The organism is Bacillota bacterium, assembly GCA_030019365.1.
GTDB lineage: Bacteria > Bacillota > Sulfobacillia > JACIYH01 > JACIYH01 > JACIYH01.
The window spans coordinates 396,525-412,773 of record JASEFA010000002.1; the positions used below are offsets into that span (position 1 = coordinate 396,525).

A 16,249-nucleotide genomic window follows, 5' to 3' on the forward strand; every position below is an offset into this window, starting at 1 on the left:
GACCTGGTTCAGGTGGCGGCGTATGGTGTCCACCGCCTCGGGCACGGCCGTGTCCACCTTGTTGATCACCACCGCGTCCGCCATGCGCAGGTTAGCTTCTCCGGGATGGTACGTCACCTCGTGGCCAGCCCGGTGCGGGTCTGCCACCACGATGTGCAGATCCGGGCGGTAGAAGGGGAGGTCGTTGTTCCCCCCTTCCCACAGGATGACGTCGCCTTCCTTTTCCGCCTCGCGCAGGATCGCCGCGTAGTCCACCCCCGCGAAGACCACGTTCCCCCGCTCTATGTGGGCCTCGTACTCTTCCCGCTCTTCGATGGTGCACCGGTGACGGTCCAGGTCCTCCCGGGTGGCGAAACGCTGCACGACCTGCTGGTCGAGTTGCCCATAGGGCATGGGGTGGCGGACAACGACCGCCTTCTTGCCCATGGACCGCAAGATGTCGGCCACCCGCCGGGAGGTCTGAGACTTGCCCGCCCCTGTGCGCACCGCGCAAACCGAGATCACCGGGCGCGAGGACCTGATCATGGTGGTATCCGGGCCCATGATCCAGAAGTCGGTACCCAGGGCCAGCGCTTCCGAAGCCCGGTGCATCACGTACTCGTGGGACACGTCACTGTAAGCAAACACCACCCGTTCCGCCTGGCGCAACTTGATGAGATGGCCCAGTTCCTCCTCGGGATAGATGGGGATGCCGTCGGGGTAACCGGGTCCGGCCAGCTCCGGTGGGTAGCGCCGGCCGGCGATATCCGGGATCTGGGTGGCCGTGAAGGCCACCACCCGGAAGCGGGGGTTTTCCCGGAAAAAGACGTTGAAGTTATGGAAATCCCGTCCCGCCGCCCCCATGATGAGAACCCGCACCGGGCGCTCTTCTCCCTGATTGACCAAGGTAATCCCTCCCCGAAGCTGTCTCCCGGCTACCGACCCCCTGCCCCGCGCCGCTCACTCCCGGGTGCGCGGCGTCTTGGTCCAGGTGCGGGGGTGCTTCCCCAGCTTCTTGAGCACGAGGGCCGTAGCATACGGGGTGGGGAACAGGAAGGCCGCCAGGGGTAGGATGAGCAACTGCAACCACACCCATACCTGCCCCAGCCAGTGGCCGGGGCGACACCAGGTGTCCAGGTACGGCGAGTAGCGGCGGTACGTGTAGAACGTGAATCCCACATACACCAGGCTCATGACGTTGAGCACGTGACGTACCGCCGCCGGAACCACGTTCACGTCCAGGTACCCGGTGAGGAAAAGCATCAGGAAAAGAGGGGGCACGAAGGTGGCTGCCTGGTAAAGGGTCCACTCCACCTGCCCCTTGAGGAAGAGGGTACGCAGCAGCCTTTCCTTCTTTTCGCGGTCGTAATGCTGCTCCGACCTCACCTTGTCCATCACCAGCAGGTGGCCGGTGCCCCAGCGCAGGCGCTGGCGGAAGAAGGCCCGCACCGTGGGCGGGGTCTGCTCGCTGGAGGCGTATGGCAGGTACTCCGGCCATACGTCCGCCTCGAGGTAAGCACGCACCCCCAGCTCCAGGTCCTCCGTCAGGCAGGCGGGGTCGAAGCCCCCGATGGAACGCAACAGGGCATGATTCACCACCAGGTTGGTCCCGCCCACGAAGGGAAGGCGCCTGAAGAGCACGGGCAGGTACCAGTCGTGAGCCACGGCCTGGTACAGGGCAGCGACCTTGCACACGGGGCCCATCTGGTAGAAGTTCCGCACCTGAAACACGGGGCCCTGGAATATGGCAGGCGGGTGCGCGTCGGTGAGCCAACGATATGCCACGTACATCAGCACCCGGTGATCGGGGCGGCTCTCGGCGTCGTAAAACGCACACAGAGTGGTGGACGGGTCCAGTTGAGAAAGGGCGTAGTTGAGGGCCCTTCCTTTGGTGGAAGGTACCAGGTGTCCCGTGCAGCTGCCTCCCAGGGCGCCGTCGAAGTCGTAGGGGACCTCCACCTGCCTCACCCGGGGACCCCCGCGACAGTCCAGGGCGGCCACGCAGGCGCGCACCACGTCCCCGGTGGTGGGGAAACACTCGGGAACGAGTTCTTCCAGCATCGCCGGCAAAGCTCCCCCATGCCGGCGCTTCGCCATCTGCCTCACCAGTCCCCGGGCCACACCCCCGGCCAGGGACAGAACCACGTCGCGGGAGACGGGACCCTCAAGAGGAAGCAGGGTGTGAGAAATCCGCAGCCAGACGGGACGGACGGCGCGCCCGGTCAGATGAAGGTAGGCCAGGACCACCGGCAGGGCCGCCGCCAGGTAGAGAGGGTATGCCCGCCGCGCCACCTCGGGACCGGCACCGTTGAATGCCCGGCGCACCAGGAACATCAACTGCCCGGGGCGAGCGGCACCCCCGTGCTGGAGGATACCCCACGCGATCTCCCGTACCAGGCCGCGTTCCTCCCGGGGGCCCAGGCGCAGGGAAGGGTGCCAGCCCAGAGCCCGGCCCAGGCGCGTCCCCGGCTGCCAGTACTCCTGGCCCAGACGCACCAGCAGTCCCAGCACCAGCAAGCATCCCTGACCGCCCCCGCGCGCGGGCTCGGGTTCCCGCTTCAGGCTGGCCAGGGCGGCCGCCACGGCGGGGGTCCGCATGGCATCCCGAGCCGTCCTTTCCTTTTGGTCGGTGATGACCACCACTTCGTACCGGGAAGGAGGGTAGACGAGGCGCCCCATGTGCTCTATGGTGCGGCCGATGACATCTGCCTCGTTGCGGGCGGGAATGAGCACGCTGACAAAGGGCAACTCCTTCCCGAGGCGGGATGCCTCCCGTGATAGCATCTCCAGGCTGAGCGCGGGCCGGCGGTGCCAGTACGTGCGATCGGCGTGTCTTTTCCAGATAAAGAACCTAACAAAAAGACCAAAGAACACCAGGTACATGGCGACAGCCACCAGGTACAACCACCCGGGCAACTCTGTTGACCCCCTCTGTTTCTAGCGCCCCTGGTTAATCTTTCGTATGAGCTTCTCGTTTTATGCCTTTGCCTCGGGGAAGGCGCGCAGCCTACCCCTCGATGACCAGAGCCAGGATGGCCTTCTGGATGTGGAGACGGTTTTCGGCCTGATCCCAAACCACCGACTGCGGGCCGTCGATGACCTCGTCGGTCACCTCCTGCCCCCGGTGGGCGGGGAGACAGTGCATGAAGACGGCTCCTGAGCCGGCGCGGGCCATCAGATCTGCGTTCACCTGGTAGGGGCCGAACACCCGCCGCCGCTGTTCTTCCTCAGCTTCCTGACCCATACTGGCCCAGACGTCCGTATACACGACATCGGCACCCGTCACGGCCTGCAGCGGGTCAGACACCACCTCCACCCGCCCGCCTGACTCCCGGGCGAACTGGCGGGCACGATCTACCACCCCGGGGTCAGGCTCATAGCCCTGAGGGGTAGCCACCACCACGTGCATCCCCACCCTGGAGCCGCCGAAGAGCAGGGAATGAGCCACGTTGTTCCCATCTCCGACGTAGGCCAGCTTGACGCCTTCCAGTCGGCCCTTCTTCTCCTTGACGGTGAGCAGGTCGCCCAGTATCTGGCAGGGGTGAGAGTAGTCGGTGAGCCCGTTGATCACCGGGATAGAGGCTGCGGCGGCCAGTTCCACCACGTCCGCATGGGAGTATGTACGGATCATGATGGCATCCAGGTACCGGGACAGCACTCTCCCGGTATCGGCGACGGTTTCTCCCCTGCGCAGCTGCAGCTCCGCTGCGGTCAGGTTCAGGGCGTGGCCGCCCAGCTGCACCATAGCCACCTCGAAGGAGACGCGGGTCCGGGTGGAAGGCTTGTGGAATATCATCCCCAACGTCTTCCCCACCAGTGGACGGGCATCCATGCCGGCTTCAGCCATCATCTTGAAGTGCTCGGCGGTGGCCACCACCTGCATTATTTCCTCGCGGCTCAGGTCAGCGAGGGATACCACGTCACGACCCTTCATGGAAACGGCCAACTTCATCACCTCTCAAGCCAGCAGTCTACCACAACACTGACCCGGCTGCCAGGGCGCAGCGCGACAGACCGCAGCGCGACACTTCACACAAGCGGTGGACCAGCTGGCAGAACGGGCCTCCGCCCTCGAGGAAAACTACCGCTCTGAAGGCGGGCGCGGTGCAGCGGGCACGAAAACCTCACCGCGGAGGGCTAACCGGTAACCGCAGCGGGGGCAGTGCTGGTCACGCAGGGATGCCCTGGTGAGTTCCAGGCCCCGCCGCTCCAGCACCATATGGCCGCACTGGGGGCAGGCGGTGTCGTTCCCCCGGCCCCACACGTTCCCCATGTAGACGTAGGAGAGCTTGCGCCGGGCTATCCCGGCGGCCCTGTCCAGCGTGGGGAACGGGGTGGGCGGCTCGGCGAAGCGGTAGTTGGGAAAGTACCGGGAGAAGTGGAGGGGGATGTCGGGAGACAACCCCGCCAGCCAGTCCACCAGCTGGCCGATCTCGGCGTCGGAATCGTTGTACCCCGGGATCAGCAGGTTCGTCACTTCCACATGGCAACCGGCCCGGTGGGCCGCCTCAACCGTGCGCAGCACGGGATCGCGCCCGCCCTTGCACACTTTGCGATAGAACTCGGGCCGGAAAGCCTTCACGTCCACGTTCATGGCGTCCACCAGGGGCAGCAGCCCCCGCAGGGGTGCTTCCTCAATGAATCCGTTGGTCACCAGGCAGTTCAGCAGTCCCTCCCGTTTCGCCAACTCGGCCGTCTCGGCCACATACTCGTACCAGATGGAGGGCTCGTTGTAGGTATAGGCCAGCCCAATCACGCGGGGCTCCTGCCGGCGGGCCGACAACGTCAGCTCCACCGCCCGGCCCGGCAACACCTCCACCGTGGGCGACTCCTCCTGGGAAATCGTCCAGTTCTGGCAGAAGCCGCAGGACAGGTTGCAGCCCACCGAGCCCAGCGAAAACAGGTAGGAACCCGGGAAGAAATGGTAGAGGGGTTTCTTCTCGGTGGGATCGAGGGCGTACGAAGAAACCTGCGCGTAGTTCAGGCTGTACAGGACGCCGTCCACGTTCTTGCGCACGCGGCAGATGCCCCGCTGACCCGGGCGCAAGAAGCAGCGGTGCGGGCACAGGTGGCACCTGACCCGCCCTCCGTCTGCCCTCTCCCAGAACCGTGCCTCCTTCACCGCATCACCGCCCCGCCAAGCCGACCCACGTTCCACCTAGTGGTAGCGGGTGACCCGGAAGCGGAGCAACTCCACGTCCCGCTCGTCCGGGTGGATGCCGGCCTTCTGCTTCGCTATGGCCACCTGCTGCTCCGCCGTGTCCACACCCTCCAGATCGGGCAGCAACAACCCGGTCCGCCGTCCCTTGCGGACGATCACGCCGTAGCGGGAAGGATCAAGCTGGCCGAACCCTTCCACCGGCTCAGGTTCCTCCAGGATGTCCACCGAGCAGTCCAGGTAGGGCAACTCATCCAGGGTGACGGGCGGAAAGCGGGGGTCCCTGGTCCCCGCGGATATGGCATTGTACATGATCTCTTCGGCCAGGGTGACCCGCACGGGTTCGATGGTGCCTATGCACCCGCGCAGGTCGCCTGCTTTCTTGAGGGAAACGAAAGCTCCCGCCCGGCGCCCGAACTCCTCGGGGACCTGGGCGGGAGGCTCTATCACCGAGCCATGGCGCAGGTAGTGCTCCAGAGAGCGGAAGGCCAGTTCCACGGGCCAGGAAGGGGGCGAGGTCCAGGTGGCCACCGCGTAGCCCACCCCGAACGGTCCCTCGTAGGAAACCACCCGCGGGCGCAGTCCCGTATCCCGCAGGGCGCCCATGAGCATGAAGAGGGGGCGCAGGCCGCACTCCCCCGCTCGCTCTACCAGATCTTCGTCCAGAGCCAGCAGGGCCCCCAGGTCGCCCTCCCGCAGGGCCGCGACCACCCGGTCGTCGAACTCCCGGCCGGCGGGGTCGAAGCCGGCCGGCGCTCCCGGGGTCAGACGGTGGGATAGGTCCCCGCTGGCGATCACCACCGCCCGGCGACCGGTGGACGCGATGGCCCGGGCCACCGCCTCGCCGAAACGGACCAGTTGTTCCCGCGGGAGGGGAGAGATACCGGTGGCGACCAGCGGGCAGTTCATCCCTGCTGCGCGTAAGTAGTAAAGGGGAACCGCCAGCCCGTGGTCGAGGAGCGTACCGGAATAGCGCAGCATCCTGTCCCGGGCGAGCCGCACGGTGGGCACTTCCCGGGCTTCTGCCTCCTCTGCGATGGCGGCCAGCAGATCGCCGTCCACCCTCCACTCCATGCTCACCTGGGGAGCACCGAACATGCCGAGATCGCCGTGCAGCAAGGGGGCTTCCAGCAGGGGAACCCCCTCCCGGCCGGGAGGAGCATGGGGACTGAACATAACCAGTACCCCGGGTTCGGCCTCCGCCACCGTGCGCCCCAGAACCCGTAGGGCTTCCCGGGTAGCCACCACCCTCCTGATCTCCCGTCCCCCCACCTCGGGAACGACGATGGGGGGGTGAGGAGCCAGAGCCCCCACCAGGATTTGCCCCTCCATGTGCGTCCCTCCCCCGTCCCGCACCCTCGTCTCATGGTAAAGTTCTCCTACGGCCGGCGGTCTCCTGCCGGCTCCGGGCCTAGTGTTTCCCGGCGAGGCAGGTCGGTCCCAGACCGGCGCGTGCCGGGGGACGCCGATCAGGGGCGCTCTCCCTCGGCGAAGTAACGGGCGGTGCCCAGGAATATGGCCCAGGCTACCAGCTTCTGGTAGTCAGGGTCGGTGAGCAGGCGGGCCTCGTCAGGGTTGGACATGAATCCCACCTCGACGGTTACGGCGGGCATGGTCACGTTATCCAGCACGTATTGCTTGGGACCGGGCAGGGCCAGCCGGTCGGTGCGCCTGGTGACCCGCACCAGCTCCCGCTGAATGCAGCGAGCGAGGCGGGCACTGTCGGGGTGGTTGGGGCGATAGAACGTCTGCGCCCCCCGCCAGTGAGGGGACGGCGTGGCATTGGCATGGATGCACAGGAACAGGTCAGCCCGGGCTCCCCGGGCGATCTCCGCCCGGCGCCTGAGGTCTATGGCCTTGACGTCGGGCACCTCAGGGGGGAGGCCGGACAGGTCCTCGTCCCGGTCCCTGGTCAGGAGGGCGCGGACCCCCGCAGCGGTGAGATACCGGGCCAGGTGGCGCGAGATCTCGAGCACCACGTCCTTCTCAAGCTCCCCCCGCGGACCGACCGCCCCCGGGTCCGGCCCTCCGTGGCCGGGGTCGATCACCACCACCCGGTTCAGCAACACTCCTCCCAGGGAAGGAGTTCCCCCCAGCACCCAGGCGGCGGCCACCAGCCAGCACAACCCGGCTGCCGCCACTCCCGCCGCCCACAGGAGCTTGGTGCCCCGGGGGAGCCACCACACCACCCCGGGCAGCAGGCGGCGCCCCCGTCCGGCCACCCCCCGGCGGCGGCCCGCCCGAGTGTGCTCCCCAGAACCCCGAGATGCGGAGACGTCGCGCAGACGAAGAAAACGTCCCGCGATGTCGCCGGGCACGCTCCGCCCCCCGCATCACTGATATTCAGCCCCCCGGTCCGGTATGGCGGGCCCGGGGAGCCCGGGAGCATCACAAGAAGATGGCTGCGCCGCCCGGCCCATCCCGGCGCGGGCGGCGCCATACCCCATGTCGAGCGACCGGGCCTACCGCTTGGAGAACTGGGGCGCCTTCCGGGCTTTCTTCAAACCGTACTTGCGACGTTCCTTGATGCGAGGATCGCGCGTAAGCAACCCGGCCTTCTTCAGAGCCGGACGCAGGGAGGGATCCAGCTCGCACAGAGCCCGGGCAATGCCCAGGCTCACCGCACCCGCCTGGCCGGAAATGCCGCCCCCGTGCACCCTCACCACCACGTCCACCTGGTTCAGGGTCCCGCTCACGTTGAGGGGCCTGAGCACGATCACCCGATGCCGATACACGGGGAAGTGCTCGTCCAGGGCGCGACCGTTCACCAGGATCTTCCCCGCTCCCGGCGTCAATCGCACCCGCGCCACCGACTCCTTGCGGCGGCCGGTACCGTAGAAGTATACGGGTCTGACCTCGACTGCCATGTTTCTTCTATCAACTCCCTACACAGACAGGGGTTCCGGTCGCTGGGCGGCATGGGGATGCTCCGGCCCCCGGTAAACCTTGAGCTTGCGGATGATCTGCCTGCCCAACCGGTGGTGGGGTAGCATCCCCCATACCGCCAGCTTCATCATCCGCTCGGGGTTGCCGGCCCGCATGTCCCGGGCACTCACCAGGCGCACCCCCCCAGGATACCCGGAGTGGCGGAAGTATGTCTTCTGCTGCAGCTTTTTCCCGGTGAGGGCGACCTTCTCCGCATTCACTATGATCACGTGATCCCCCGTGTCCAGGTACGGTGTGAAGTCCGGCCGGTGCTTTCCCCTCAGCACCTGCGCCGCCAGCACGGCCACCCTGCCGAGGGGCTTTCCAGCTGCGTCGATCACGTACCAGCGGCGTTTGACGTCTTCTTTATGGGGCAGGTAGGACTTCTGCACGGATCTTTGCCTCCTCGACCACACGGCAATTGTAATATCGACCCCCCCGCCTGTCAAGCAGTGGCACACGGCAAAAGTGGCACTCGGGCAGCGGCACGATCAGGGCTAGCGCGACGGGCCCAGGGGCGACCGCCACGTGAAGAAGCTGGTGACGATGCGGACCTTCACCTGAAGGTCCACGGGGAGATCGGGGAAGATCCGCTCCCACCTCTTGCCCAGATCCTCCCGCCACAGGCGCGGGTAGCGGCGGTAAAATGCCCAACCGAAGCCATACACATCCGAATGGAATTCCTTCTGCAGCCGGCGCATGGTGGCCGTGATCTCGTCGGCGATGGTGCGGGACGCCGCCCCCTCCAGGCGATCGATCTCCTCGGGGGTCATGTCGTAGGTGGGCGAGAGCATCTCCAGCACCCCCGCCCGGACCCGGACCCTCACCTTCACGGAAGGAGAACCGCCGGTGAGCTGGGGCTCGACGCGAGCCTGCGCGCCTGCCACGTGCAGCACCGCGGGACCGGGGCCGGCCAGAGGAGCGGGTACCACCACCAGCCCCTGCTGCACCTTTCCCATGAGCCAGGCCAGCCCGCGGGCCTCCAGCTCGTTCAGAGTACCCACCATGCGGTCGCCCTTGAACACCGCCACCCCCGCCACCCGCACGGCGACCGGGTCTTCGCCTTCGCCGCCCGAGGTAGCCTGCCCCCCGTGTCCCCCCTCCTGCGACCGGCCCGGTGCCTGGCGCGGTCCCTCGCCACCGGGACCGGGGCGGCTTTCCGCTTCCTCGGGGGCACCGGGCGGTCGTTCGCTAATCTTTCCCTCCGCGCTGGTCCGGTGGACCACGGGGAGTATGGGATCCCGCCCCTCGGTGTGCACGGCCCTCAGGAAGCGGATAATAGTGCTCTCCGGCAAACCCAACGTCTCTGGCAGGCGGCGCAGCACTTCCGCCAGGGAGACACCCGGAAGGATCTCCAGCCGGGTGCGCACTTCCAGGACGTCCCGGGGGGGACACGATGACACGGCCAGCTGGATCACCCGCCGGGTCTCCCGGTCCGAAGTGAGGTAGTCCAGCAGGGGAGCCAGCCCCGCCCGCGCTTCCTCTTCAGAAACCACCACCACCTGCAGGTGGCCCAGGTGCACAACGCGGGGAGAATACTCCCCCAGCATGCGCACGGCCTCCGAGACCCCCCGGGCCTCCACCACCTGGTTGAGGAAAGGTGGTTGGGGAGCACCTCCACCTCCACCCCCCCCGCCGCCTCCCCCACCCACGCCGCCCGCCAGGAAACGGGGGATGGCAATCTGGGCGGTAAGCCGGAACGGTTGCTCTTTCCCCCGGTCCAGGCCCAGGGCGATTATGGCGGCCGCCCGATCGGGTTCTACGCGGTCCCAGCATCCCGTCGTGAGGAGGACGAACAGCAGCAACCAGGGCAAGACCCCCCGGCTCTGTCGCCCCCCGGACAGGCGAGGGGATGCGCGCGAGCTCATGTTCCACCCCGGCCCCTCTCCGGTCTGAGCCCGCGCAGGGCAGCCACCAGCCACAAGAGTAGCACCACCGCAATCAGCCCTGCTACGGTCACGGGCACGAACACCCGGGTCCAGACCTGAATGAGGACCGCCAGATCCTCGGGAAGAGACACCGCGCCGGCGTAGATCGCCGCCGTCCACAGGGGAAGCAGGGGGCGGGCGTCCACCAGGCCCGCCACGCGGGCGCTGCCCCAGGCGCACGCCCAGAGCAGCCAGGCCACCTGGGCGAAACCCATGGCCGTCCACCCGATCACCACCAGCACGTCGACCCGCTCGAGCAGGGGGAGGAACATGCGCACCGAGCGCACCAGCTCGATGGTGGGCAGGGTGAGGCGGGACATCCCGTACCAGCCTGCCGTGCCCTGACCCAGGGTGAAGAGGAGCCAGCCCGCCAGAACGGAAGCGGCAGCCGCACCGAGGACGGCCGCGCGCAACTCGCGGGCGCCGCGAAAGGCATGCGCCCCCATGGCCCCGAGCACCTGCTGCCCCCAGAACCCGGCTGCGATGGCAGCGCTCACCAGCGGGGGACCAGGCCCCCGGCTCAGCACGGGGAGGAGGTAACGGGCGTCGAACAGAGGCAGGAACCCCGCGATCAGGATCACCGATACCGCCGCCACGGCCAGGAAGGCGATCACCGCCGCCCGCGCCACCACCTCCAGGCCGTAATACGCCCCCACCGCGGCCTGCCCCACTATGACCGCGGCCACCACCCAGGGAGGGGTGCGGGGCAGCATGAGCAACCCCACCATGTCCGTCCCGGCCCGCACCGCATACGCAGCCAGGAACGCAGTCCCCAGCACGAAGATACCGGCCGGTATCTTGCCCAACCAGCGGCCCAGGACCACCTGGGCCTGATCTGGCAGGCCCATATGAGGCAGCCGGCCCGCCAGGGCGGCCACGACCAGGGCTACGGGTATCACCACCAGAGCCCCGGCCAGCAGGCCCAGCCAGCCGTCCTCCCTGCCGGCAGTGGCGATCACCGAAGGCAGGTAGAGCTCGGAGGTGGGCCAGACCACGCAGGTGCCCAGGGCGATGCCCTCGGTGACGGAGATCTGGGGACGGGGCCTCATCGCTCTCCGCCCCCCCGCCGCTTCCCCTTCGCGGGACGACCGGGGGGAGGCGGCGGACCGGGGGGCTGGGGGTAGGGCATGCGCATGGGTTCGCCCCGACCCAGCTGGGAGGGACGCCTGACCATGGCCCACCAGGGAACCCGCAAGATCACATCCTTGAAGTCCGCCAGGGTGGTGGGGATGTATGGGAAGGCGAAAGGAACGCCGAAGGAACGCAGAGAGAGCACGTAATACAGGGCGACCATGAGGGCGGCGGCCAGACCGAATATTCCCAGGGACCCGGCCGCCAGGGTGAAGAGAAGCCGGGGGAACCAGAGGGCCAGTAAAGCCACGTAGCCGGGGATGGCAAAGGAGGTGATGGCGGTAATCCCCAGCACCACCAGCATGATGGGACTGATGAGGGCCGCCCGCACGGCGGCATCGCCGATCACCAGTGCCCCCACCACGCTGACGGCCTGGCCCACCTGGCGCGGCATGCGCAGGCCTGCTTCCCGCAACAGTTCGAAAGTGGCCCCCATGATGACGGCTTCCGCCAGCGAGGGCAGAGGCACCCCTTCCCGGGCCGCCTGCAGGCGCAGGAAGAAGGCGGTGGGGAGCATCTCCGCATGGTAGGTGGTGAGCGCCACGTAGGCCCCCGGGGCAAGCACGGTGATCGCGAGGCCGAGCAAACGCAGCGTGCGGTTGAGGAAGGCGAAGTAGGGGTTGACGTAGTAGTCCTCCGAGGAAGTGAGGAGGCTACCCAGGTCGCAGGGGACGATGAGGGCAAAGGGGGTGTTATCCACCAGGACGATCGCCCGCCCCTGCACCAGGGCGGCAGCAGCCCGGTCGGGCCGCTCCGTGGCCAGCACCAGCGGGAGGGGAGAGGCGGGAGCATCGGAGATGAACTCACTCACCGCGTTGGACCCCATGGGATCTTCGATCTTGATGCGCTCGAGGCGCGACAGCAGCTCGGACACCAGCTCCCGGCCCGCCACTCCCTCTATGTAAGCCACTTCCACCGCCAGGTTGGCCAGGTCGCCCAGGATGAGCCTGCGCAGGCGCAGCCTGGGCGTCTTCACCCACCTGCGCAGCAGGGTGGCGTTGACGGAGATGCTCTCCACGAATCCTTCCCGGGGACCCTTCATGGTAGACTCCAGCGTGGGCTCTTCCAGCTTGCGGGTCTCAAACCCGCGCGTCCCGCAGAGGAGTGCTCGCTCCTCCCCTTCCAGGAAGAGAACGGTATCGCCGGAGAGGAGGCCGTACAGCACCTCCCTCCACTCCCCGACCCGCCTCAGTTCACCCGCGTGCACCAGCACAGGGCGGCCCGGGAAGGCCCGGTCAGGCGTCCCCAGGACACCGGCCTCGTAGGTGACCGCCCGGATGATCACGTCGGACACGGCCCCCGGGTCCGCCATGGCCTGCAGGTAGCATACCAGCGCCTCCTGGGTCTCACCCCTTCCCTTTCGCACTTCACACCGCCTGACGACCAGGTCGGCAGGATCCCCCAACGCCATCCGGAGCCACTTTTCGTTGTCGTCCAACCGGCGGTAGATACGGGAGGGCAGGCACTCGCCCTCGGCCTCCACCCGCAGGTGGTCGACCGGGGGAGGCCCCTCCCCCGCGTCGGGCGGGCTGGGGGCCGCCAGCTGCCGCCTCACCAGCCGCCGCAAACCCTCCATGGCGCCGAAGGGCATAACCCACCCCCTGAGATCACCTGCTATTATGCCGCCGGGTCGCCCCTCCCCATACAAATCCCCTTCGGCCAGCCTGGATCCCACCGTGGCCCTGTTGCGGCTGTTCCTGTCCGCCCTGGCCGGAGGCATCATCGGCCTGAACATCCGCGGGCTGGCGCCGCCCCACCCGGTGCCGGCGCGCCAGCGCCCCAAGCGCTAGTAGAGGACCTGTTCCAGGCAGAGCCCGTGGGCAGGCAGGGTGGGGCCGGCCAGGGTACGGTCCCGGGCGCGCAATGCCCGCTCCACCTGCTCGGGCGGGATGCGGCCCCGGCCCACCTCCAGCAGGGTGCCGGCCAGGGTGCGCACCATGTGATACAGGAAGCCATCCGCCTCCGCCACCAGGCGCAGGAGCGGGCTGCCGGGCACGTCCTCCATCGCCAGGCACCGGAGGGTGCGTACCGGCGAGCGCACCGCTGACCCCTCGCCCCGGAAAGCGCGGAAGTCATGCCGGCCCAGGAGGATGCGGGCCGCTTCCTCCATGGCCGGGCGGTCGAGGGGGCCCCGCACGTGCAAAGCGTAGCGGCGCCAGAACGGGGAGGGAAAAGGGGCCACCAAGAAGCTGTAGCTGTATACCTTGCCCCGGGCGGAAAAACGGGCGTGAAAGGAGGGGTCGACCTCCTGGGCCCCGGTGACCACGATATCAGGGGGAAGCATGGCGGCCAGGGCCGGGGGAATGCGGTCGGTGGGGATGGTTCCCCGGGTGAAGAAGTTCACCACCATGCCGCGGGCATGGGCCCCGGCATCAGTGCGCCCCGCTCCTATCACCCGCACGGGCTCCTGGCAACAGACGGTGAGCGCCTTCTCCAGCTCCTCCTGAATGGTGGGCAGATCCTTCTGGCGCTGGAAACCGGCGTAGGCGGTGCCGTCATACTGGACCACCAGCTTCACGTTGCGAGCCTGCAACATGTCCCTGGGCACCACCTTTCCAAGCCGAGCTGCCCCTCCCTGCACGGACACCCCCGTTTCACCGCCAGACCAGGGCCAGGCCCATGAGGAGGGCGGCTCCCGCCAGGGTGGCGAAATCCGCTGCCTCCATGCGCAGGACCCGCAGGCGGGTGCGCCCCTCGCCGCCCCGATAGCAGCGGGCCTCCATGGCCATAGCCAGATCGTCGGCCCGCCGGAAGGAACCCACGAACAGGGGCACCAGAATGGGCACCATGCTCCGGGCCCGGCGCAACACGTTGCCGCTATGGAAGTCGGCGCCCCGGGCCATCTGGGCCTTCATTATCTTGTCCGCTTCCTCGAGCAGGGTGGGGATGAAGCGCAGGGCAATGGACATCATCATGGCGATCTCGTGGGCAGGTACCCTCACCCGACGCAGGGGTCGGAGCAGGTACTCCAGCCCGTCGGTGAGGGCGATGGGGGAGGTGGTGAAGGTGAGCAGAGACGTGGAGAGGATGAGCAGGATCAGGCGACTGGCGGTGACCAGCCCCATGCCCAGTCCCGCATAGGTGGCGGTCAGAGGACCGAGGCGGAACCAAACCTGTCCCGGGGTCATGAAAAGCTGCAGGATGAAGGTGAAGACGATGATGGCCAGGATGGACCTCATGCTGCGCCAGAGCAGGCGCGGGGGGATGCCGGCCACCACCTGGGCTGCCAGGAGGACGGTCCCCAGGATGAGGAAAGCCGGCCACCGGTGGAGGAAAAACAGCACCACCACCAGGGTTCCCGTCACCGCGATCTTGGTGCGGGGATCCAGCCGGTGCAGGAGCGATTCGCCCGGATAGTACTGGCCGATGGGAGCCCCGCTGAACATCATGGCTCCCCGGCCCCCTTTCCGTCGCGGGCGGAGGCCGCACCCAGGACCCGCAGGACCTCACCTTCGGCCTCTTCGGCGCTCAGAACGTCGGTGCGCACGGGCCACCCGCGCTCTCGCAGGAGGCGCATCACCCGGGTCACGGCCGGGACACCCAGGCCCACTTCCTCCAGCATTTCCGCCTGGGCAAACACCTGCCGGGGCGACCCCGCGGTGAGCAGGCGGCCCCGGTGCAGCACCACCACCCGGGTGGCCAGGCGGGCCACGTCCTCCATCTGGTGGGAGACCAGGACCACGGTCAGACCGTAGTCCCCGTGCAGGCGGCGTACCCGGGCCAGGATCTCTTCCCTGCCCCGGGGGTCGAGCCCCGCAGTGGGCTCGTCCAGCACCAGGACCCGGGGACCCATGGCCAGGACGCCGGCGATGGCCACCCGCCGCATCTGTCCCCCCGACAGCTCGAAAGGGGACCGATCCAGGATGTCGGTGTCCAGCCCCACCATCTCCAGGGCCTGCTCCACCCGCCGCTCCACCTCGTCCGGGGGAAAACCCAGGTTGCGGGGACCGAAGGCCACATCTGCCCGCACGGTCTCTTCGAAAAGCTGCTGCTCCGGATACTGGAACACCAGGCCCACCTGCCGGCGCACCCGGCGCAGATCCACCCGGCGGTCGCCCAGGTCGACCCCTTCCACCACCACCCGGCCCCGGGTGGCACGCAGGAGACCGTTGAAGTGCTGAATGAGGGTGGACTTGCCGGAGCCCGTGGGGCCGATGATGGCCAGGAACTCCCCGTCCTGCACCTCCAGGTCCACGTCCTCCAGCGCCACCACTTCCACGGAGGTGCCAGGCAGGTATATGTGGGTCAGTCTCTCCACAACTATGGGCACCCGCCTACCCCCGTGCGGACCCCAGGGCGGTCGCCAGATCTTCGGGTGTGAGCACGGACCCGTCCAGGCTCCAGCCCCGGCGCCTCAGCCGCCAGGCCAGCTCTGCCACCGCGGGGATATCCAGACCCCACCGGCGCAGGTCGGGAACCCGGGAAAACAGGGTTGCCGGCTCCTCCAGGGCCACCAACTCCCCCCGGAAGAGGACGGCCACCCGACCGGCGCGGGCGGCCTCTTCCATGAAGTGGGTCACGTAGACGACGGTGATTCCCTCTTCCCGGTTCAGGCGCAGGACGGTGGCCATCACGTCCCGCCGTCCGGCGGGATCCAGCATGGCGGTAGGCTCGTCCAGCACCAGGCAGGCGGGGCGCATGGCCAGCACCCCGGCGATGGCCACCCGTTGCTTCTGACCCCCCGAAAGCAGGTGGGGAGCATGGCGGGCGAACCCCCTCATGCCCACCAGGGCCAGGGCCTCATCCACCCGCGCCCTGATCTCCGCCGGGGGCAGCCCCAGGTTCTCCGGACCGAAGGCCACGTCCTCTTCCACGGTGGTGGCCACCAGCTGGTTGTCGGGGTTCTGAAATACCATACCTACCCGCCGCCTGATCTCCCACAGGCAGCCGGGATCTCGCGTGTCCATGCCGTCTACCCGGACTTCCCCCTCGCCGGGCAGGAGCAGGGCGTTGAAATGCTTGGCCAGGGTGGACTTACCGCTGCCGTTTTCCCCGATGATGGCCAGGAACTCCCCCCGACCCACCTCCAGGTTGATGCCGTGCAGGGCCACCACTTCCCGGCTTCCCCCGGGGTTGTAACGGTGAGTCAGCCCCACCACCCGGATCAGAGCTTCCTTCACCGGCCATC

16 protein-coding genes (1 of these 16 running past the window's edge) are annotated in these 16,249 nt (G+C 68.0%); 1 reads left to right on the plus strand and 15 read right to left on the minus strand.

From position 1 onward, the window contains the following. The 11 genes from QME70_05160 to QME70_05210 all read right to left on the minus strand — a co-directional run. Positions 1 to 843 carry the 5' portion of a cyclic 2,3-diphosphoglycerate synthase gene (locus tag QME70_05160; GenBank protein ID MDI6893986.1) on the minus strand. The gene continues 528 nt to the left of window position 1, outside the view, so the window shows 843 of its 1,371 coding nt (coding positions 1-843); its start codon is at positions 841 to 843; its stop codon lies off the left edge, out of view. Positions 844 to 939: 96 nt separating this feature from the next. Continuing rightward, a complete protein-coding gene (locus tag QME70_05165) occupies positions 940 to 2,895 on the minus strand; it encodes a glycosyltransferase (protein ID MDI6893987.1) in 1,956 nt (651 codons plus the stop codon). A gap of 91 nt (positions 2,896 to 2,986) precedes the next feature. After that, positions 2,987 to 3,925 (minus strand): ornithine carbamoyltransferase, encoded by a 939-nt coding sequence (argF, locus tag QME70_05170; GenBank protein ID MDI6893988.1) that lies wholly within the window; start codon positions 3,923 to 3,925, stop codon positions 2,987 to 2,989. 135 nt (positions 3,926 to 4,060) lie between these two features. Then, positions 4,061 to 5,101 carry an AmmeMemoRadiSam system radical SAM enzyme gene (amrS, locus tag QME70_05175; GenBank protein MDI6893989.1) on the minus strand — a complete coding sequence of 347 codons (1,041 nt, stop codon included), beginning with the start codon at positions 5,099 to 5,101 and terminating at the stop codon, positions 4,061 to 4,063. A gap of 36 nt (positions 5,102 to 5,137) precedes the next feature. After that, on the minus strand, positions 5,138 to 6,469 hold the full coding sequence (amrA, locus tag QME70_05180) for an AmmeMemoRadiSam system protein A (protein ID MDI6893990.1): 1,332 nt from the start codon (positions 6,467 to 6,469) through the stop codon (positions 5,138 to 5,140). Positions 6,470 to 6,606: 137 nt separating this feature from the next. Further along, positions 6,607 to 7,455 carry an N-acetylmuramoyl-L-alanine amidase gene (locus QME70_05185; GenBank protein ID MDI6893991.1) on the minus strand — a complete coding sequence of 283 codons (849 nt, stop codon included), beginning with the start codon at positions 7,453 to 7,455 and terminating at the stop codon, positions 6,607 to 6,609. A 144-nt stretch (positions 7,456 to 7,599) separates the two neighbouring features. Then, positions 7,600 to 8,004 carry a 30S ribosomal protein S9 gene (gene rpsI / locus QME70_05190; GenBank protein ID MDI6893992.1) on the minus strand — a complete coding sequence of 135 codons (405 nt, stop codon included), beginning with the start codon at positions 8,002 to 8,004 and terminating at the stop codon, positions 7,600 to 7,602. 18 nt (positions 8,005 to 8,022) lie between these two features. Beyond that, the gene (gene rplM, locus QME70_05195; GenBank protein ID MDI6893993.1) at positions 8,023 to 8,454 is read right to left on the minus strand and encodes a 50S ribosomal protein L13; all 432 of its coding nucleotides are present in this window, start codon (positions 8,452 to 8,454) and stop codon (positions 8,023 to 8,025) included. Between the two features lie 105 nt (positions 8,455 to 8,559). Then, on the minus strand, positions 8,560 to 9,876 hold the full coding sequence (locus QME70_05200) for a Ger(x)C family spore germination protein (GenBank protein MDI6893994.1): 1,317 nt from the start codon (positions 9,874 to 9,876) through the stop codon (positions 8,560 to 8,562). A gap of 50 nt (positions 9,877 to 9,926) precedes the next feature. After that, a complete protein-coding gene (locus QME70_05205) occupies positions 9,927 to 11,039 on the minus strand; it encodes a GerAB/ArcD/ProY family transporter (protein ID MDI6893995.1) in 1,113 nt (370 codons plus the stop codon). Then, entirely contained in the window at positions 11,036 to 12,712 is a 1,677-nt protein-coding gene (locus QME70_05210) for a spore germination protein (GenBank protein ID MDI6893996.1), read from the minus strand. The genes QME70_05205 and QME70_05210 overlap by 4 nt, the downstream gene beginning before the upstream one ends. Before the next feature lie 28 nt (positions 12,713 to 12,740). On the opposite strand from QME70_05210, the gene QME70_05215 reads away from it, so the two are divergent. Beyond that, entirely contained in the window at positions 12,741 to 12,911 is a 171-nt protein-coding gene (locus QME70_05215; GenBank protein MDI6893997.1) for a hypothetical protein, read from the plus strand. Here the strand turns inward: QME70_05215 and truA are convergent. From truA to QME70_05235, 4 genes are read right to left on the minus strand one after another with little or no spacing between them, the layout of a single operon-like run. Continuing rightward, entirely contained in the window at positions 12,908 to 13,657 is a 750-nt protein-coding gene (truA, locus tag QME70_05220; GenBank protein ID MDI6893998.1) for a tRNA pseudouridine(38-40) synthase TruA, read from the minus strand. The two genes, QME70_05215 and truA, sit on opposite strands and share 4 nt — an antisense overlap. Before the next feature lie 58 nt (positions 13,658 to 13,715). Then, entirely contained in the window at positions 13,716 to 14,510 is a 795-nt protein-coding gene (locus QME70_05225; protein MDI6893999.1) for an energy-coupling factor transporter transmembrane component T, read from the minus strand. Beyond that, positions 14,507 to 15,391, minus strand: coding sequence for an energy-coupling factor transporter ATPase (locus QME70_05230; protein MDI6894000.1), 885 nt, complete (start codon positions 15,389 to 15,391; stop codon positions 14,507 to 14,509). Before QME70_05230 ends, QME70_05225 begins: the two co-directional genes overlap by 4 nt. Positions 15,392 to 15,395: 4 nt before the next feature. Then, entirely contained in the window at positions 15,396 to 16,229 is an 834-nt protein-coding gene (locus QME70_05235) for an energy-coupling factor transporter ATPase (protein ID MDI6894001.1), read from the minus strand. Positions 16,230 to 16,249: the final 20 nt, after the last annotated feature.